This window comes from Paenibacillus sp. RS8, from assembly GCF_041956825.1.
Taxonomy (GTDB): Bacteria; Bacillota; Bacilli; order Paenibacillales; family Paenibacillaceae; genus Paenibacillus_AQ.
In genome coordinates this window covers 887,706-907,749 of the sequence record NZ_CP168131.1, presented here as the reverse complement: position 1 = coordinate 907,749, position 20,044 = coordinate 887,706, and the positions used below count along the sequence as shown (strand labels likewise).

The following is a 20,044-nucleotide window of genomic DNA, read 5'->3' as shown; positions in this document are numbered from 1 at the left end:
GTAAGCATACTTATTGTCAATTACAACACTTGTCGCCTGACGATGGACTGTCTCAGGTCGGTGTATGACTCAGAAACGAACTATTCCTATGAGATTATTTTGATAGACAACAATTCCCGTGATGAATCAGTAGAGAAGATTAGTAGAGAGTTTCCAGGTGTAATGTTGATCGCCAATAACGACAATGTTGGTTTTGCCCGTGCTAATAATCAGGGGATGGAAGCTTCATCCGGACGGTATGTGCTTCTGCTCAACTCAGATACGGTAGTACGTAAGGATACGCTGGAGACAATGATCTCCTTTATGGACAGTCGACCCGATGTTGGGGCGTCAGGATGTAAGATTATTTTACCGGATGGTTCGCTGGATAAAGCGTGTAAGCGTGGATTCCCTACACCGTCAGCTTCCTTCTATTATGCTTTTGGATTTAGCAAACTATTTCCAGACCGCCCGAGGTTTAACGGTTACCAATTAGGTTATCTGGACCCGGATCTTGATTACCCGATAGATTGTCTGGTGGGTGCGTTTATGTTGCTGCGGCGGGAGACGATTGATCAGGTGGGCGGATTAGATGAAGAATTCTTTATGTACGGTGAGGATTTAGACTGGTGCTATCGAATTAAAGAGGCTGGTTGGGGGATTTATTATTATCCGAAGACCTCTATCGTACATCTTAAAGGCGGCAGCGCTAGACGTAGGCCGTTCAAGATCGTCTATGAATTCCACAGGGCAATGATTTTATTTCATCGTAAGCATTATAGTAAGAAGTACAACAGTATGATAAATGGAACAGTATATGCCGGCGTAGGTGTGAAGTTCGCACTTTCGCTTTTGCGGAATGCCTTAACCTCTCCTAAAACGGTCACATCGCCTGCTCAGAGTCTTAACTCTGCTAATGAAACAGGTGTACGTAACGAAAAGAATACTGAGGTGAATTTATGATTCGGCGTAATCAGAAATTTTTGACACAGCTCTATATGGTTGCTGACTTTATTGTCATCCAGCTGTCCTTTTTAGCGGCTTGGTGGATCAAGTTCAAGAGTGGATGGATGGAATCTTATAATACGCTGCCTGTAGAGTCGTACGCTTACTGGAGTATGATTTATGGCGGAATTGCAGTGTTAATCGGGATATTATTGTCACTGTATTTGCCTAAGCGGAAGAAACGTTTTGTCGATGAATTTATTAAGATCTTCCAAGTACACATCATGAGCATTTTCATCCTGCTCGGTCTGATGTTTTTTGTGAAAGAAATCGATATCTCTCGTACTTACCTTGCTATTTATATGGGATTTAATGTTTTTTCTATTATGCTGTACCGTTATGTGCTGAAGAAGATGCTGAAATCTTTTCGCGAAAAGGGCTTCAACCGACAGTTTGTACTTATCATCGGTGCAGGTACGTTAGGCAAAAGATTCTATAATAATTTAGAGCAATACCCTGAGCTCGGGTACGAAGCGATTGGTTTCTTGGATGACTATCACACTTGGGATGGAATTGAAGAACAACGCTATAAGCCGATCCTGGGAACAGTTGACCAGTTGTCCGGTATGCTAGAGATGCTGCCTGTGGATGAAGTTATACTAGCATTGCCGCTCGATGCGCATTCGAAGTATCCTTCAATTATTGCAGCCTGTGAAAAAGCAGGTGTGCGCACATTAATTATCCCTGACTTTTTTGACTACTTACCAGCGCGGCCGTACTTTGATAACTTTGCAGGCATGCCAATGATTAATGTTCGTGATATTCCACTAGATATGACGGGTAATAAGATGGCAAAACGATTGTTTGATATTGTGTTCTCCTTGTTCGCAATCATTATGATATCTCCTGTAATGCTCATCGTAGCCCTTGGTGTCCGACTTACTTCTCCGGGACCGATTATATTCCGGCAGGAACGTGTGGGACTGAACCGTCGTAATTTCATGATGTATAAGTTCCGCTCGATGAAGATGCAGCAGGACGGCGAAGAGGATACAGGCTGGAGTACACCAGAAGATCCTCGTAGAACTAAATTTGGGACCTTTATCCGTAAGACAAGTCTGGATGAGCTTCCGCAATTTTTTAATGTGTTGCTGGGACATATGAGCGTGGTTGGACCTCGACCAGAACGCCCGTATTATGTGGAACAGTTCCGTGACGAAATTCCAAAGTATATGGTAAAACACCATGTACGCCCTGGAATCACAGGCTGGGCACAGAGCAATGGACTCCGCGGTGACACTTCCATCGAGGAGCGGATCAAACACGATATTTTCTACATTGAGAACTGGTCTTTACTGTTCGATATTCGAATTATTTTCAAAACGATTCGCAACGGCTTCGTCAACAAAAATGCTTATTGATTCCTGCACTGATTCAGATTTGCTAAAACTTTAATTGGATCCCCGTTTCTACCTATGGTAGAGCGGGGTATTGTTTTTCTATTGGTTTTATAATCTAAACTTCGCAAAGGAAACTCTCAACTATGGATAAGAAAAGGATTGTTGCAACCGTAACTGTAATTGGGGCTCTTATAACTCTACTTGTAATCGCTTTTAGTAATGAAGACGAGCAGCCTGTAAGCGGCTTTGAAGCTCACAAGGTCGTGGCACATGCCATGGGTGGCATTAACGGTCATACATACACCAATGCTTTTGAAGCGTTTGTAGCTAATTATGCACAAGGAACTCGCGTATTTGAAGTAGACTTGTTATTATCGGCTGATGATCAGCTAGTTGGTCGGCATGAGTGGTCAGGGAATATGAGTAAGCTCTTAGGACAGTTGGATGTGCTTCCTGCTAATAAACAAGGGGTTGTACTAGATTATAAAGAATTCATGGATAGTCCAATTCTGAATATCTACTCCCCAATCGATGTTGAGAGGTTGCTTGATCTGATGCAGCATTATCCAGATGCCTATATCGTGACGGATACGAAAGAGATCAAATCTGAACTTATAAATAAACAATTTACATTGTTGGTAGAAGCGGCGCAGCGCCGGGATCCAGCCATATTAGATCGAATTATTCCACAAATATACAATCAGACGATGCTTGATGATATCAATAAGGTTTATTCTTTTCCGGAAGTGCTTTACACCCTGTACCAGTCCAAGGATACGGATGAACAAGTTATTGAGTTTGTTAATAAAACAGGTGTGGATATTACCATGCCGGTTAGCCGGGCCAACAAGAGCTTTATTAAAAAGCTGAAGAAGGCTGGCGCTCGTGTATATGTTCATACAGTGAATGAAGAAGATGAAATTCGGGAGTTATCCCGTATGGGCGTGGATGGTTTTTACACTGATTTTGTGCCGGAAGAGGATTTGATTAACATCTCAGGTGTACGTTGAAATCTTTGACTACTTATTACCACTAATATATCTCTACAAAGTGGTGCTTTCCATAGATGTGTATTCAGGTGCTTTGCGGGAGTCCCAAAATTTATATACGAAAAAATGTTCGCATTTTTGTTCGCTTTAAATTGACACACCTGCTGTGCTGGCATAGACTAGATCTATATCTTTTGCGGCGGCAGGAGTGTCTTTGTCTTGCCCAAATGACTATTAAGGATGATTCTCATGAAAGCAGTGCAGCAAATGATCAAACCTTGGCGGCATGTGTTTAAGCTAGACCCTGACCGGATGATTTCGGATGAGGATTTGGAGGCTGTTTGCTTATCAGGCACGGATGCCATACTGATAGGGGGCTCTACAGGAGTAACCTATGAGAATACAGTGGATCTCTTATCAAGAGTGAGGCATTTTGAGTTACCCTGTGCACTCGAGGTATCCGAACTTGAAGCTGCTGTACCCGGATTTGATCTTTATATGATTCCTATGGTGCTTAATACGCCTGATACAGCCTGGATTGTAGGCCATCATCGCCGAGCTATTGAACGCTATGGATTTATGATTCCATGGGATTCGCTTCTAACGGAAGGTTATATTGTGCTGAATAGTGACTCTTCAGTTGCACGGATTACAGGGGCTGAGACGGCCATTGATGCTGAAGAAGCGGCTGCATATGCCCAGGTTGCGGACAGGCTGATGTCACTGCCGATTGTTTATCTTGAATACAGCGGTAGATTCGGGGATATGGAGACCGTGCGGACGGTGCGTGAAATGGTGGAGCAGGCTCAGCTTTTTTATGGAGGGGGCATTACTTGTGAGGCAGAGGCCGAGCAAGCAGCAGCTCTATGTGATACAGTAGTGGTCGGCAATATTATTTATAGTGATGTACAGCAGGCACTGCTAACAGTTGCGGCTGTGAAGAAGACAGTACAAGAGCAATTTGATTAAAATATAAGAAAGTATAAGTTTCACGTTATACATTATCTTTATATTTTTCGTATAAACACTTACCGTCCTTATAAGGACGTCGAAGGTGATTATGCTTAGTGGTTATTTTTAGGACTACTTTTGATTTGTGATTTTATATTTAGAAAGGAGCATATTACACATGCAACTTATTAGCATACAAGACGCAGTAAGTCGACTGAATCCTCCACAAAGACAGGCTGTCGAAACTACTGAAGGACCACTTTTGATTATGGCTGGTGCGGGCAGTGGGAAGACGAGAGTGTTGACTCACAGAATTGCCTGGCTGATTGCCAATCGAAAGGCGCCGCCTTGGGCGATTTTGGCGATTACGTTTACGAATAAAGCTGCGCGGGAAATGCAGGAACGTGTATCTAAGCTTGTCGGACCTGAGGGAAGAGATATCTGGGTATCCACCTTTCACTCTATGTGTGTTCGGATTTTGCGGAAGGATATCGAGCGGATTGGTTTTACCTCCAACTTCTCCATTCTGGACTCTACAGATCAGCTATCCGTAATACGTAACTGTATGAAGGAACTGAATATTGATACGAAGAAATTCGAACCAAAAGCTGTGCAGGCCATCATTAGCGCATCGAAGAATGAGCTGATCACTCCGGCGCAGTATGAGCAGAAGGTTGGCGATTATTTTGAAGGCTTAGTTGCAAAGGTATATAAGATGTATCAAAGGCGTCTAAGAAGCAATAACTCGCTTGATTTTGATGATTTAATTATGAAGACCATTGAACTGTTTAAGGAAGTTCCCGAGGTCCTTGATTTCTACCAAAAGAAATTCAAATACATCCACGTGGATGAGTATCAGGATACGAACAGAGCACAGTATATGTTGTGCCGTATGCTCGCTGACAGCCACCACCGGATTTGTGTGGTAGGGGATAGTGATCAGTCGATTTATCGCTGGCGCGGAGCGGATATTACAAACATTCTTAATTTTGAAGAGGACTATCCAGAAGCGAAGACCATTCTTCTTGAGCAGAACTACCGTTCAACTGCTAATATCCTGAATGCAGCCAATGGTGTGATCGCACTCAATAGTGGACGTAAGCCGAAGAAGCTGTGGACCGATTCCGAGGAAGGCGCCAAGATTAAGGTGTACCGGGCGGACTCCGAGCATGATGAAGGTTACTTTGTAACCGGAGAAATCAGCAAAAATGTGAAACAGGGTCAGGCCTATCAGAATCATGCGATACTGTATCGTACAAATGCCCAGTCACGGGTAATCGAGGAAATTCTAATTAAATCTGATATTCCATATCAAATCGTAGGCGGGATTAAGTTCTATGATCGTAAAGAAATCAAGGATCTGCTCGCTTATTTACGCCTGCTGTCAAATCCTGATGATGATATCAGCCTGACGCGTATTATTAATGTACCTAAGCGGGGATTAGGGGATACAACGGTTGGCAAGCTGGCAGCTGCGGCTGCTGAGCGTGGTGTTTCTATTTTCCGCGTACTGCAAACTGTAGATGATTTGGGCTTTGCTGGGCGGACGCGGAATATGCTAGTAGAGTTCTACGATATGATTGAAGCTCTGCATCGTATGGTGGAGTTCTTGTCCGTAACCGAACTGACGGAAAAAATACTAGAGATGTCGCAGTATCGTTTGGAGCTGCAAAATGAAAACACACTCGAATCTCGCTCGCGACTAGAGAACATCGATGAGTTCCTGTCGGTGACGATGGAGTTTGAAAAGAATAACGAGGACAAGTCGCTTGTCTCCTTCCTCACGGATCTCGCGCTTATCGCAGATATTGATAGTGTAAATGATGATGAAGAGGACCGTAGTGACGCTGTAGTCCTGATGACGATGCACAGCGCCAAAGGTCTGGAGTTCCCAACGGTGTTTATTGTCGGGATGGAAGAAGGCGTGTTCCCGCACAGCCGTGCTTTCCAAGATAACGACGAGCTTGAAGAGGAACGCCGCCTTGCGTATGTAGGAATCACCCGCGCCGAGAAACAATTGTTTCTCTCTTGCGCGCGGATGCGTACGCTCTTTGGGCGGACGACGGCGAATCAGCCGTCCCGCTTCATTGAAGAGATTCCAGAGGAACTGAAGGAAGATACCGCTAAGACGCAGGACCGTTTCCAACGTGGAGGCTCGGAGGTAGGCGGTGCTTACGGTGGACGCGGCTTCAGTGGCGGCAGTCGTGGGAACTTCGGCGGCCGAAGTGGAGCCGCTGGTGCGGCACCGATTGGCAGCGGAAGCACAGCGTCCGCAGCGACAAGCAAAAGCAGCGTGACCGTAACCTCAGGAGGCGCTCAGCGCGCTACTGGATCAGGTGCTGCAGCAGCTGGCGAATACAAAGCGGGTGATAAGGTTTCACACGGCAAATGGGGCACCGGTACCGTTGTGGCTGTTAAGGGCACCGGGAATGACACGGAGCTGCAGATTGCTTTCCCGGCACCAGTGGGTGTAAAACGACTGCTTGCAGGGTTTGCACCGATTACCAGGGTGGAATAATAGTAGGAAACGATTAACGAACGGATATTTAGACCACGCTAACCATTAGGAAACTTATTGACGGAGGGATGTACCTGCATGGATGCTATGCATGTGATGGAAGAGCTTGTTGCGGAGTTAAATAATTATAATTACCACTACTACACGCTGGATGCTCCGCTAGTCAGTGATAAGGAATACGATGTTTTATACGACAAGCTTGTAGCGCTGGAGGCTGAGAGTGGCTTCGTACTACCGGATTCACCTACACAACGTGTAGGTGGAGAGCTGCTTAAGGGCTTCACGCCGCATCGGCATCTGGCTCCGCTTTGGAGTCTCGATAAAGCACAGAATATTGAACAGCTGCGGAGCTGGAATACGCGGGTACTCCGGTTAGTGAATGAGTACAATCTTAAGAATCCAGACAACCCTCTTCCTGATCCTTGTTATGCAGTAGAGCTGAAGTTCGATGGCTTAACGCTGAATTTAACCTATCGAAATGGCGTTCTTGAACAGGCATCGACGCGTGGTAATGGTGTCATTGGTGAAGGAATCCTTGCGCAGGTGAAGACCATTAAGTCTGTTCCATTAACGATTCCTTTTAAAGAAGGGGTCATTGAGGTTCAAGGTGAAGGGATTATGAATCTGTCTGTGCTAGCTGATTATAATACACGGGCTGCAGAGCCGCTGAAGAATGCGCGTAATGCAGCAGCAGGTGCACTGCGCAATCTAAACCCGAAGACTACTGCAGAACGTCGTTTGAATGCATATTTCTATAATGTAGGTTTTGCAGAAGGTGTAGAATTCGCCGATCATCAGGAGATGATGGATTTTCTGCGGAATAACAAATTCAAAGTAAATCCTTATTTGACTTACTGTAATGATTTCGATGATGTGACCGAACAGCTTGCTGGAATCGAGGAGAGTCGTTCGAGTCTTGATTACCTCATTGATGGAGCTGTAATCAAGGTGACTGATTTCCGTATTCGAGAAGTTCTTGGTTACACTGATAAGTTCCCCCGCTGGGCAGTGGCTTATAAATTTGAGGCTGAAGAAACAACGACCGTGCTTGAGTCTGTTAGCTGGAATGTAGGACGTACAGGCAAAGTGACTCCGCTGGCTCGTGTTGAAGCCGTAGAACTTGCTGGAGTTACTGTACAGAATTGCACATTAAATAATGTAGGCGATATTGAGCGCAAAAACTTGAAATTCGCCTTAGGCGCTCGAGTGTTTATTCGGCGTTCTAATGATGTTATCCCGGAAATTCTCGGTAAGGTAACAGAGGAGAATGACGGAGGAGAAATTATTTTTCCTGAGGACTGCCCGGCTTGCGGATATCCGCTAGAAATGCGCGGTGCGCATCTTTTCTGTAATAATAAGCTGAACTGTAGACCGCAAATTATTAGTCGGATCACCCATTTCGCTTCTCGTGATGCGATGGATATTGAGACGTTTAGTGAGAAGACGGCAGGTCAGCTCTACGACGAGCTTAATGTACATGACTCTGCGGATCTGTATGAATTGTCTTTTGAACAGCTTGTACAGTTGAACCGTTTTGGGGAGAAAAAAGCAAAGAATTTGCTGCAAGCGTTAGAGGATAGTAAAGGGCGCGATCTCGCCTCATTCTTATTTGCGTTAGGAATCCCTAACACAGGTAAAGCAACAACCAAGATGCTGGCTGATCATTTCCGCGATCTGGATGCTGTAATGCAGGCTAAAGCCGAGGAACTCGCCGAGTTACCGGACATTGGTGGGATTGTCGCTGAGAGTATTGTTAATTTCTTCGCAGATCCTGTAGTCGTGGCAAATGTTGCTCGCTTGCGAGCTTTGGGCGTTGAAGCAAAGGCTCCTGAAGCACCGCGTCCTGTTAATACCGATTCCTTCTTTAGTGGAAAAACTGTAGTGTTGACCGGTTCATTACAAAAGCTTACACGTGACGAAGCGGCTGAGCGCTTAGAAGCGCTTGGAGCAAAGGTATCCGGAAGTGTATCCAAGAAGACCGATTTGGTTATTGCCGGAGAGAAGGCAGGCAGTAAACTGGCCAAGGCACAGCAGTTAGGCATTCAAGTCATTGAAGATGAGGATGAGCTGATTCGATTGCTGGAGATGTAAGCATATTTTCAATAGATCCTAAAAGGGTACCCGTTCCATTTCGTTTAAGTACGAGAGGAGCGGGTGCCCTTTTTTGCGTAACCTACTTTATTGTCATGCGATTGTAAGTACATGTTTCTATTTTCGAGGAAAATCGTTCGATTGATCTGCTAATATAGAAGCTATAGATATTATTACTATAATTGAAAGGAAACCCCTTCCGTGAAGAGAGAGACGATATTGTTAGTAGATGATGAGAAGGAAATAGTCGAGCTATTATCGATATACCTCTGTAATGAGGGTTATCGGCTGCTTAAAGCCTATGATGGAATGGAAGCGCTGGCGTGTCTGCAGAAGGAAGAAGTAGATTTAATCATTCTTGATGTCATGATGCCTAAGATGGATGGACTAGTTGCGTGTATGAAGATCCGTGAAGAGCGGAAGATGCCAATTATCATTCTTTCAGCCAAAAATACCGATATGGACAAAATCTCAGGACTCAGCATAGGAGCGGACGACTACGTGGGCAAGCCGTTTAATCCTTTGGAGATTGTAGCTAGAGTGAAGTCACAGCTGCGTCGTTACCACGCCTTCAATAAAGAAAGTAATAGCTTGGGAACTGACAACAAACTGAGCTTTGAAGATTTAACTATAGATACGTCTAAGCATGAGGTACATATAGACCAGCAGAAGATTAAGCTGACTCCTCGGGAATTTTCTATTTTAGAGCTTTTGGCAAGGCACCAAGGTCAAGTGCTCAGCTTAGAGCAGATATACGATAAGGTTTGGAACGAACCATTTTTAGATGGGGGTAATACTGTTATGGTACATATTCGTAACCTCCGCGACAAAATCGAAGTGGATTCGAAGCGCCCGCGTTATATACAAACCGTCTGGGGAGTTGGGTATAAATTAGATGGACCTTCCTGAAAGGATTAGGTGAGGCTTCTTGAATTCCAAATATATAACTACGATTCGTTGGAAGTTTATATACGCCTTTTTGCTTAGTGTGCTTTCCGGTGGATTACTGCTGTTTGCAGGTTACCAGCTCGTTAATTTCATGATCTATTTGAATCCAGCGTCAGAGTCGGCTCCCTATTCACGTATCTTACGCTGGATCATTAATCATATTGGTTCTATGCCACTGCTGACCGCCGCTGGTATTATCAGCTTTTTGCTATTCTTTTTTATCTATACTCGTAAAGTAGTACTTTATCTGGAGGAGATCACCAAAGGGATTCGGGAAATCACAAGCTCTGGGATGTCGCACCGAATTGAAGTTAGAACCACGGACGAGCTGGGAGTGCTGGCTGAGAATATTAATGAAATGGCTGAACGTTTGCAGCACTCCGTGGAGGAGGAACGTAAAGCTGTGAACGCGAAAAATGATTTGATCACTGGTGTTTCACATGATTTAAGAACCCCGCTTACCTCTGTCCTCGGTTTTCTGGAGTATATCGAGCAGGATCGATGTCAGGAAGAAGTAGAAATACGTTATTACGTGAGTATAGCCTACAACAAATCGCTTGTGCTGCGTAAACTGATCGACGATCTTTTTGAATATACACGTGTTAATAGTGGAGAATACCCTCTGGTTCTGGAGAGATTAGATTTAAAAGCCTTTATACGGCAGTTAGCGGAGGAATCCGTTCCCGAACTAACAAAGGCTGAAATGACCTATGAGATCGATGACCAAGCAGATGAGTTATGGATAGAAGCTTCCCCTAAAGAGTTAGTTCGTGCTTATGAGAATTTGATTACGAACGCGATCCGTTACGGTAGAAGCGGCGGAAAAGTGGAGATTGGTTTCAGTAAAAAGGAGAATGAAGCGGTTGTCCGCATTAGCAACTTTGGAGAGATGATTGCAGAGAGTGATATCCCTTTTATTTTTGAACGATTCTATCGGGCAGAGAAGTCCCGTTCACAGCATACAGGTGGGTCGGGCCTAGGTCTTGCCATTTCAAAAAGTATCATTGAACGCCATAATGGCGTTATTTATGTAGAAAGCTCCCCCCTTCGAACGGATTTTAACACCCATTTCCCATTCTTCAGAGAATCTTAAGAAAACTCTTGGCGGGTTCTTAAGATTTGGAAGATATCCTTGTGAGCACAAGGAGGGGATTACTATGCACAAACTTCAGACGATTCGTATCCACTATCTTTATATTTTTATAGGGAGTGCTCTTTTGAGTGCTGCCTTTCTTTTTGTTGTCCAGCGGGGTGTTGCTTTGCTGTACACTCATTATTCGGGGCAATCAGGCGCTTTTTTTGTCCGTCTTACCCACGGGGTCATTAATCATATTGGAAAAATCCCCTGTGCTGTTATTCTATTTTTTCTGCTCTTCAGCGGTCTGTTTATTCTACGTTCACAGAAAATTTCCGATGATTTGCACACCGTATTGGTTGGGACCTCAGAGTTGGCAGACAAGGGAGCAACAAAAGAAATTAAGGTCCTCTCTGGAGGAGAATTAGGGCAAATCGCCGCTAACCTGAATCGTATGCAAAGAATTGAAGTTCCGAATAGAGGCGTAGCACCAGAAACGATGCAAGATACACCAGCTGTAGCTTTATTGATTAGGACTCGGGCAATTCTCCGTACTCTTCGTGAGGTAGAAGAGGGTGACATTACAGATGATGGGGCAGAAGCGCACGCACTTCTTGAAGCGGCAAATGTTGAAGCCCGTAGTATGGAGCGGTTCCTAGAGAACCTGATTATAGAATCATGAGTGCCGTTACCGAAAAAAAACTAAGTGGAGTCCATTCAGACAAAGATGGCAGATGGATCGTGCGTACTCGGATACTCCGTCTGGGATATTTATTTTTTGATGCGAGTGTCATTGGAATAATAATAGCGCTTGTGGGTTTGCTTTACGTATTTCAATACGGCGGACAAGTGGTTAAACAACAAGAGGATAAACTTCTACTGCCGGAATCGAGCATCATTAAGACCTCGGATGGGACGACATTAAGAATGATCCCTTTACCGGGTTCTGGGTATAGACATCTAGCAGAGCTGGAGGAGATGCCTGCATTATTGATAAATACATTTTTAGCAGTGGAGGACCGTCGTTTCTATAGCCATCAGGGAATAGATTACAAAGGGATATCTCGCGCCTTTTTGAATAATGTTGTGGATATGGATCTCTCCGAGGGCGGAAGCAGCATCACTCAGCAGCTTGCTCGCAATCTTTATTTGAACAGGAACAAGAATGTGATACGCAAGCTAAATGAAGCATCCATTGCGCTTGCTTTGGAGCGGCAGCTATCTAAACGAGAGATTCTAGGGCTTTACCTCAATCAGATTTATATGGGACGAGGACAGTATGGAGTGAAAGCAGCTGCCGAGCGTTACTTCGGTGTATCTGATTTGAAAAAACTAGAGATATGGCAAGTAGCCACCCTAGCGGGAATTCCTAAAGGACCGTCTATTTATAATCCGGTAGACAATAGTACATTATCCAAAACAAGAAGGGATCTCGTTCTACAGATCATGCTAGATCAAGGACTGATCACTACTGAACAAATGATGGAGGCCAGAGATAAACAGTATCAACCTCCGGCTGCGAACAAAGTAGAAGTCATTGGCGTGCATTATGTGGATGCTGCGCTTAAGGAAGCTTCTCAGATCACTGGAAAGTCAGTAGAAGAGCTTCGAACGGGAGGCTACACTATCGTTACAGGGTTGAATATTAAAGCGCAGCAGGCGCTTGAACAGGCTTTTCTTAAGGCGTCTTCTTTCCCGCCCGATGGAAAAGATCAACAGGTGGAAGCAGCTATGACCATCATGGATCATCGTACAGGTGAAGTGGTGGCACTGATTGGTGGGCGTGAGCAAAACGAGGGGAGCTTGAACAGAGCTACAATTGATGCGCGGCAGCCAGGCTCCAGCTTCAAGCCGATCATTGATTATGGACCCGCGCTAGAGAGCGGGAAGTATAGCCCAAATAGTATACTGTCTGATCATAAATATGCTTATGGCAACTATGTACCTGAGAATTTGAATGGTGTGTATCAAGGTCAAATTACAATGAGTAAAGCGCTGCAAAAATCCGTGAATGCGCCAGCCGTTTGGCTTTTGAAGCAGGTTGGAATCTCTTCTGCACGGCAATTTGCCGCGAAATTAGGAATAGTACTGACGGAGGAGGACAACCATTTATCAATAGCTTTAGGAGGGCTTCATAAAGGGGTATCTCCACTTAAAATGACACAGGCCTACGGTGTCTTTGCTAATGGAGGTAAATTCAATGAGGCTCATATGGTGCGCTCGATAACTGATGCAGGAGGGAAAGTCGTATATACACATCCCACTGTATCACGTCAGGTGATATCGCAACGAACAGCAGACGCAATGACGACTATGCTGCGTAGTGTTGTCAATGAAGGAACCGGCAAAAAGGCACAAATGAACAGACCCGTAGCAGGGAAAACCGGAACAACTCAATTGGACCTGCCAGGTGTGAGCAAGAAAGCAAATCGGGATCTATGGTTTGTTGGTTATACTTCGGAATGGACAGCTGCAGTGTGGATGGGGTTTGATCGTACAAATAAGGATAATTATATGACAGAGGGCAGCGGGAAGGCTGCCGCTCTATTTTCTACAGTGATGAGTAAAGCGCTAAGTAATTATTGATTCTATGATGTTATTGATGTTTATTGAGCGGCCCATTCTTCTAGTTTCTCATCTCTAGGAAGCAGGAGAGCGAGGAAACCGAGAAGAGGCAGGAAGCCACAAGCTATAAACACTTTTGAAATCCCAATGCTGTCAATCAGATTGCCGAGTACCAAGGAGCCAATTCCCCCGAGACCAAAAGCAAGACCGGTGATTAACCCTGAGACTGTTCCGATATTCCCTGGATAAAGCATTTGAGCATAGATTACAGTAACAGAGAAGCTGGACAAAAGGATGAAACCGCCAATCAGTAGGAGTACAGCGGCCCACATTTGGTTCACAAAGGGGAGAGCCAGCGCGAAGGGCACTGTTCCGACCATAGAGAGAAGAATGAGATTACGCCGTCCGAAGCGGTCTGCCAAGGGGCCTCCAAAGAATGTACCAACGGCACCAGCTGCTAAATACATGAAAATGTAGATTTGGGCTTTATCAAGCGTCATTTGGTATTTGTCCATTAAATAGAAAGCGTAGTAGCTGCCGATAGAAGCGCCGTACCATGATCTTACAAAGACTAGGAAGACAAGGATAATTGTTGCTGTTCGAATACTTTTGCGGCGGGCAGGATCGATTGCACGAGCTGTTGATTTCTTATGAAATGTATATCCCGCATCCAGCATCTCCCGATACCAGCGAGCAACGTAAGTCTGGACGGCGATACCGGCAGCTGCAACGATAGTGAAACCAAGCGCCCCAATCTGCCCAAAGGGGATGAATATCCATTTCGTGAGCATTGGTCCTAAAGATTGCCCAGCATTACCTCCGACTTGAAAAATGGATTGCGAAAGGCCTTTTCGCTGCCCGGCAGCCATATGAGCAACACGCATGCCTTCCGGATGAAAAGTAGCTGATCCGAAGCCGATTAGCATGACGGAAAACAATACAAGAATATAGTTGTTGGCAAAAGCCAATAAAAGTACGCCTAAAAATGTGCTGCACATGCCTAGTGGTAATAATATAGGACGAGGCTTACGGTCAGCAGCATATCCGATGACTGGTTGGATAACTGAGGACGTCATGTTTAGGGCAAAGGAGATCCATCCGATCTGAGCAAAGGAGAGCAATAAGTTATCTTTGAGAATAGGGAAGATTGCAGGTATAACTGCCTGAATAGAATCATTAAATAAATGAACAAAGCTGACTGCCAGCAAAATCTTATAGATTGTTGCTTGCTGCAGATTACGCTGCTCCTTGTCCTTAAGGTTTGTTGGGGTCTCAGCACTGGATGGTTGATTTTTCATTTAGACTCCTCTCTGTACGTATCATTCGAAGTTAATATATGGGATTGCGATAAGTTCTATTTAGCCACAGATCACGGATGATTGGAATCAATTTGTGTTGGTTTGTGCTGGTTTGAAAGTATTTATACGTCGATAATTTTTTATTTCAAAAAAAGCTTGCAAACATAAGAACCGCATGGTATATTATCTCTTGTGCTTATGACGCATCGAACAAATGAAACACAAACGATGAAAAAATAAGTTGACAAGAAATACGAAAACATGATATACTCAAATTCCTGTGCAAGAGACATTGAATGTCGAAATGCTGGGAGCAAGTTCTTTGAAAACTGAACAAATGGAACGCGTTAATTTTTAAAAGATTCATTTAATGAATCGTCAGTTTCAAAATGAGCATATCGCTCTTTTCAATACTAATTGGAGAGTTTGATCCTGGCTCAGGACGAACGCTGGCGGCGTGCCTAATACATGCAAGTCGAGCGGAGTCATTTTGAAAGCTTGCTTTCAAAATGACTTAGCGGCGGACGGGTGAGTAACACGTAGGCAACCTGCCCCTTAGACTGGGATAACTACCGGAAACGGTAGCTAATACCGGATAATTTCTTTCTTCTCCTGAAGAAAGAATGAAAGACGGAGCAATCTGTCGCTGAGGGATGGGCCTGCGGCGCATTAGCTAGTTGGTGGGGTAACGGCCCACCAAGGCGACGATGCGTAGCCGACCTGAGAGGGTGAACGGCCACACTGGGACTGAGACACGGCCCAGACTCCTACGGGAGGCAGCAGTAGGGAATCTTCCGCAATGGACGAAAGTCTGACGGAGCAACGCCGCGTGAGTGATGAAGGTTTTCGGATCGTAAAGCTCTGTTGCCAGGGAAGAACGTCCGGTAGAGTAACTGCTATCGGAGTGACGGTACCTGAGAAGAAAGCCCCGGCTAACTACGTGCCAGCAGCCGCGGTAATACGTAGGGGGCAAGCGTTGTCCGGAATTATTGGGCGTAAAGCGCGCGCAGGCGGTCATTTAAGTCTGGTGTTTAAACCTTGGGCTCAACCTAAGGTCGCACTGGAAACTGGGTGACTTGAGTACAGAAGAGGAAAGTGGAATTCCACGTGTAGCGGTGAAATGCGTAGATATGTGGAGGAACACCAGTGGCGAAGGCGACTTTCTGGGCTGTAACTGACGCTGAGGCGCGAAAGCGTGGGGAGCAAACAGGATTAGATACCCTGGTAGTCCACGCCGTAAACGATGAGTGCTAGGTGTTAGGGGTTTCGATACCCTTGGTGCCGAAGTTAACACAGTAAGCACTCCGCCTGGGGAGTACGGTCGCAAGACTGAAACTCAAAGGAATTGACGGGGACCCGCACAAGCAGTGGAGTATGTGGTTTAATTCGAAGCAACGCGAAGAACCTTACCAGGTCTTGACATCCCTCTGAATCTGCTAGAGATAGCAGCGGCCTTCGGGACAGAGGAGACAGGTGGTGCATGGTTGTCGTCAGCTCGTGTCGTGAGATGTTGGGTTAAGTCCCGCAACGAGCGCAACCCTTAACTTTAGTTGCCAGCAAGTAATGTTGGGCACTCTAGAGTGACTGCCGGTGACAAACCGGAGGAAGGTGGGGATGACGTCAAATCATCATGCCCCTTATGACCTGGGCTACACACGTACTACAATGGCCGGTACAACGGGAAGCGAAGCCGCGAGGTGGAGCCAATCCCATCAAAGCCGGTCTCAGTTCGGATTGCAGGCTGCAACTCGCCTGCATGAAGTCGGAATTGCTAGTAATCGCGGATCAGCATGCCGCGGTGAATACGTTCCCGGGTCTTGTACACACCGCCCGTCACACCACGAGAGTTTACAACACCCGAAGTCGGTGGGGTAACCCGCAAGGGAGCCAGCCGCCGAAGGTGGGGTAGATGATTGGGGTGAAGTCGTAACAAGGTAGCCGTATCGGAAGGTGCGGCTGGATCACCTCCTTTCTATGGAGAATCGTCTTCTGCAATGAAGACATTCAAATCGGAAGTTAAACTTCCACAATTATTTAACGCGTATCCATTTGTTCGGTTTTGATGGAATTTGCGGGGCCATAGCTCAGCTGGGAGAGCGCCTGCCTTGCAAGCAGGAGGTCAGCGGTTCGATCCCGCTTGGCTCCACCAACAAACTTCATCTATTTGTTATGTCTAGAATAGTTTTATCTTGATCCTTGAAAACTGGATACCGAAACGAATTTGCGTTTTAGAACATCTTTTAGCAACTTGTGCAAACAAGTAAATGTTATTAGTGAGATGATTCCAAGAGAGATATCGTATGATATTTTCCTGCGGAAAAATCATGGTTAAGCTAATAAGAGCACACGGAGGATGCCTAGGCGCCAGGAGCCGACGAAGGACGTGGCGAACAACGAAACTGCCTCGGGGAGCTGTAAGCAAGCTTTGATCCGGGGGTGTCCGAATGGGGAAACCCAGCTGTGGTAATTCGCAGTTACTCACATCTGAATACATAGGGTGTGTAGAGGCAGACCAGGGGAACTGAAACATCTAAGTACCCTGAGGAAGAGAAAACAATAGTGATTCCGTCAGTAGCGGCGAGCGAACGCGGAACAGCCTAAACCTAAGAGCTTGCTCTTAGGGGTTGTGGGACGTCTCACATGGAGTTACAAAGGAATATGGTAGGCGAAGAGGTCTGGAAAGGCCCGCGATAGAGGTAAAAGCCCTGTAACCTAAACTGTGTTCTCTCCGAGACGGATCCCGAGTAGTGCGGGGCACGTGAAACCCCGTATGAATCCAGCAGGACCATCTGCTAAGGCTAAATACTACCTGGCGACCGATAGTGAAACAGTACCGTGAGGGAAAGGTGAAAAGCACCCCGGAAGGGGAGTGAAATAGAACCTGAAACCGTGTGCTTACAAAAAGTCAGAGCCCTATCTATGGGTGATGGCGTGCCTTTTGTAGAATGAACCGGCGAGTTACGTTTAACATGCAAGGTTAAGTCGAGAAGACGGAGCCGCAGCGAAAGCGAGTCTGAATAGGGCGACTCAGTATGTGGACGTAGACCCGAAACCGTGTGATCTACCCCTGTCCAGGGTGAAGGTGCGGTAACACGCACTGGAGGCCCGAACCCACGCACGTTGAAAAGTGCGGGGATGAGGTGGGGGTAGCGGAGAAATTCCAATCGAACTCGGAGATAGCTGGTTCTCCCCGAAATAGCTTTAGGGCTAGCCTCGGTATAAGAGTAGTGGAGGTAGAGCACTGATTGGGTGCGGGGTCCGCAAGGATTACCAAGCTCAGTCAAACTCCGAATGCCATATACTTATTGCCGGGAGTCAGACAGTGAGTGCTAAGATCCATTGTCAAAAGGGAAACAGCCCAGACCATCAGCTAAGGTCCCCAAGTGTGTGTTAAGTGGGAAAGGATGTGGAGTTGCACAGACAACCAGGATGTTGGCTTAGAAGCAGCCACCATTGAAAGAGTGCGTAATAGCTCACTGGTCGAGTGACTCTGCGCCGAAAATGTAACGGGGCTAAACACACCACCGAAGCTATGGCTAGATACGTATGTATCTGGGGTAGGGGAGCGTTGTATGTGGGTTGAAGGTGTACCGTAAGGAGCGCTGGACAGCATACAAGTGAGAATGCCGGTATGAGTAACGAAAAGATCAGTGAGAATCTGATCCGCCGAAAGCCCAAGGTTTCCTGAGGAAGGCTCGTCCGCTCAGGGTAAGTCGGGACCTAAGGCGAGGCCGAAAGGCGTAGTCGAAGGACAACAGTTTGAAATTACTGTACCACCGTAATCCGCTACGAGCGATGGGGTGACGCAGGAGGGTAGTGACGCGGACTGATGGATATGTCCGTCTAAGCAGTGAGGCTGATGTGTAGGCAAATCCGCACATCATTAAGGCTGGGCTGTGATGGGGAGCGAAAATTGTAGTAGCGAAGGTCATGATCTCACACTGCCAAGAAAAGCCTCTAGCCAGGAGAAGGTGCCCGTACCGCAAACCGACACAGGTAGGCGAGAAGAGAATTCTAAGGCGCGCGGAAGAACTCTCGTTAAGGAACTCGGCAAAATGACCCCGTAACTTCGGGAGAAGGGGTGCCCCGGTAGTGTGAATAGCACGAGGGGGCCGCAGTGAAAAGGCCCAAGCGACTGTTTAGCAAAAACACAGGTCTGTGCGAAGCCGCAAGGCGAAGTATACGGGCTGACGCCTGCCCGGTGCTGGAAGGTTAAGGGGAGTGGTTAGGAGCAATCCGAAGCTATGAACCGAAGCCCCAGTAAACGGCGGCCGTAACTATAACGGTCCTAAGGTAGCGAAATTCCTTGTCAGGTAAATTCTGACCCGCACGAATGGCGTAACGACTTGGGCGCTGTCTCAACGAGAGATCCGGTGAAATTTTAATACCTGTGAAGATGCAGGTTACCCGCGACAAGACGGAAAGACCCCATGGAGCTTTACTGCAGCTTGATATTGAATTTGGGTACGATCTGTACAGGATAGGTGGGAGCCGTAGAAATCGGAGCGCAAGCTTCGGTGGAGGCGCCGTTGGGATACCACCCTGATCGTATCTAGGTTCTAACCTAGTGCCCTAATCGGGTACGGGGACCGTGTCAGGCGGGCAGTTTGACTGGGGCGGTCGCCTCCTAAAGAGTAACGGAGGCGTTCCAAGGTTCCCTCAGAATGGTTGGAAATCATTCGAAGAGTGCAAAGGCATAAGGGAGCTTGACTGCGAGACCTACAAGTCGAGCAGGGACGAAAGTCGGACTTAGTGATCCGGTGGTACCGCATGGAAGGGCCATCGCTCAACGGATAAAAGCTACCCTGGGGATAACAGGCTTATCTCCCCCAAGAGTCCACATCGACGGGGAGGTTTGGCACCTCGATGTCGGCTCATCGCATCCTGGGGCTGAAGTAGGTCCCAAGGGTTGGGCTGTTCGCCCATTAAAGCGGTACGCGAGCTGGGTTCAGAACGTCGTGAGACAGTTCGGTCCCTATCTGTCGTGGGCGCAGGAAATTTGAGAGGAGCTGTCCTTAGTACGAGAGGACCGGGATGGACGTACCGCTGGTGCACCAGTTGTTCCGCCAGGAGCATGGCTGGGTAGCTACGTACGGACGGGATAAGCGCTGAAAGCATCTAAGCGTGAAGCCCCCCTCAAGATGAGATTTCCCAATTAGTAAGACCCCTTGAAGACGACGAGGTAGATAGGTTGGAGGTGGAAGTGCAGTAATGCATGGAGCTGACCAATACTAATCGGTCGAGGGCTTATCCTATACTTAAAATGCAAATTCAATTCGGATTCA

Annotated in this window: 11 protein-coding genes, 1 tRNA gene and 2 rRNA genes; 13 read left to right on the top strand and 1 reads right to left on the bottom strand. The window is 46.4% G+C overall.

Annotated elements, in window-relative coordinates; all coding sequences use genetic code 11:
• The first annotated feature begins 42 nt into the window (after positions 1-42).
• The 10 genes from ACDZ28_RS05435 to ACDZ28_RS05390 all read left to right on the top strand — a co-directional run bounded on the left by ACDZ28_RS05435 (position 43) and on the right by ACDZ28_RS05390 (position 13,482).
• Positions 43-942: a glycosyltransferase family 2 protein gene (locus ACDZ28_RS05435; protein WP_042132522.1), complete on the top strand. Its 900-nt coding sequence runs from the start codon at positions 43-45 to the stop codon at positions 940-942.
• Entirely contained in the window at positions 939-2,345 is a 1,407-nt protein-coding gene (locus ACDZ28_RS05430; RefSeq protein WP_375104155.1) for an undecaprenyl-phosphate glucose phosphotransferase, read from the top strand. The genes ACDZ28_RS05435 and ACDZ28_RS05430 overlap by 4 nt, the downstream gene beginning before the upstream one ends.
• A gap of 122 nt (positions 2,346-2,467) precedes the next feature.
• On the top strand, positions 2,468-3,334 hold the full coding sequence (locus tag ACDZ28_RS05425; protein WP_375104154.1) for a phosphatidylinositol-specific phospholipase C/glycerophosphodiester phosphodiesterase family protein: 867 nt from the start codon (positions 2,468-2,470) through the stop codon (positions 3,332-3,334).
• A 228-nt stretch (positions 3,335-3,562) separates the two neighbouring features.
• Positions 3,563-4,282: a heptaprenylglyceryl phosphate synthase gene (locus tag ACDZ28_RS05420; RefSeq protein WP_375104153.1), complete on the top strand. Its 720-nt coding sequence runs from the start codon at positions 3,563-3,565 to the stop codon at positions 4,280-4,282.
• A gap of 160 nt (positions 4,283-4,442) precedes the next feature.
• Positions 4,443-6,782: a DNA helicase PcrA gene (pcrA, locus tag ACDZ28_RS05415; protein WP_339288305.1), complete on the top strand. Its 2,340-nt coding sequence runs from the start codon at positions 4,443-4,445 to the stop codon at positions 6,780-6,782.
• 78 nt (positions 6,783-6,860) lie between these two features.
• Complete coding sequence (gene ligA / locus ACDZ28_RS05410) at positions 6,861-8,873, top strand: NAD-dependent DNA ligase LigA (protein ID WP_375104152.1); 2,013 nt, start codon at positions 6,861-6,863, stop codon at positions 8,871-8,873.
• Positions 8,874-9,074: 201 nt separating this feature from the next.
• Positions 9,075-9,782 carry a response regulator transcription factor gene (locus ACDZ28_RS05405; RefSeq protein WP_042131255.1) on the top strand — a complete coding sequence of 236 codons (708 nt, stop codon included), beginning with the start codon at positions 9,075-9,077 and terminating at the stop codon, positions 9,780-9,782.
• Positions 9,783-9,801: 19 nt separating this feature from the next.
• Positions 9,802-10,914: a sensor histidine kinase gene (locus tag ACDZ28_RS05400; RefSeq protein WP_375104151.1), complete on the top strand. Its 1,113-nt coding sequence runs from the start codon at positions 9,802-9,804 to the stop codon at positions 10,912-10,914.
• Between the two features lie 64 nt (positions 10,915-10,978).
• Entirely contained in the window at positions 10,979-11,578 is a 600-nt protein-coding gene (locus ACDZ28_RS05395) for a hypothetical protein (RefSeq protein WP_375104150.1), read from the top strand.
• Positions 11,575-13,482, top strand: coding sequence for a transglycosylase domain-containing protein (locus ACDZ28_RS05390; RefSeq protein WP_375104149.1), 1,908 nt, complete (start codon positions 11,575-11,577; stop codon positions 13,480-13,482). The genes ACDZ28_RS05395 and ACDZ28_RS05390 overlap by 4 nt, the downstream gene beginning before the upstream one ends.
• Positions 13,483-13,502: 20 nt before the next feature.
• On the opposite strand, the gene ACDZ28_RS05385 is transcribed toward ACDZ28_RS05390, so the two are convergent.
• Entirely contained in the window at positions 13,503-14,759 is a 1,257-nt protein-coding gene (locus ACDZ28_RS05385) for an MFS transporter (protein ID WP_375104148.1), read from the bottom strand.
• Positions 14,760-15,173: 414 nt separating this feature from the next.
• Between ACDZ28_RS05385 and ACDZ28_RS05380 the strand changes: the two genes are divergently transcribed.
• The 3 genes from ACDZ28_RS05380 (at position 15,174) to ACDZ28_RS05370 (ending at position 20,014) form a co-directional block, all read left to right on the top strand.
• Positions 15,174-16,731 (top strand): 16S ribosomal RNA (locus tag ACDZ28_RS05380).
• 101 nt (positions 16,732-16,832) lie between these two features.
• Positions 16,833-16,908 (top strand) — tRNA-Ala (locus tag ACDZ28_RS05375).
• Positions 16,909-17,085: 177 nt separating this feature from the next.
• Positions 17,086-20,014, top strand: a 23S ribosomal RNA gene (locus tag ACDZ28_RS05370).
• Together the 16S and 23S rRNA genes with 1 tRNA gene alongside form the textbook arrangement of a ribosomal RNA operon.
• Positions 20,015-20,044 lie beyond the last annotated feature (30 nt).

Excerpts from the sequence above, each read along its gene's own strand:
- ACDZ28_RS05435 (WP_042132522.1), top strand. The coding sequence starts at position 43 with ATGGACTGTCTCAGGTCGGTGTATGACTCAGAAACGAACTATTCCTAT.
- ACDZ28_RS05430 (WP_375104155.1), top strand. The coding sequence starts at position 939 with ATGATTCGGCGTAATCAGAAATTTTTGACACAGCTCTATATGGTTGCT.
- ACDZ28_RS05425 (WP_375104154.1), top strand. The coding sequence starts at position 2,468 with ATGGATAAGAAAAGGATTGTTGCAACCGTAACTGTAATTGGGGCTCTT.
- ACDZ28_RS05420 (WP_375104153.1), top strand. The coding sequence starts at position 3,563 with ATGAAAGCAGTGCAGCAAATGATCAAACCTTGGCGGCATGTGTTTAAG.
- pcrA (WP_339288305.1), top strand. The coding sequence starts at position 4,443 with ATGCAACTTATTAGCATACAAGACGCAGTAAGTCGACTGAATCCTCCA.
- ligA (WP_375104152.1), top strand. The coding sequence starts at position 6,861 with ATGGATGCTATGCATGTGATGGAAGAGCTTGTTGCGGAGTTAAATAAT.
- ACDZ28_RS05395 (WP_375104150.1), top strand. The coding sequence starts at position 10,979 with ATGCACAAACTTCAGACGATTCGTATCCACTATCTTTATATTTTTATA.
- ACDZ28_RS05390 (WP_375104149.1), top strand. The coding sequence starts at position 11,575 with ATGAGTGCCGTTACCGAAAAAAAACTAAGTGGAGTCCATTCAGACAAA.
- ACDZ28_RS05385 (WP_375104148.1), bottom strand. The coding sequence starts at position 14,759 with ATGAAAAATCAACCATCCAGTGCTGAGACCCCAACAAACCTTAAGGAC.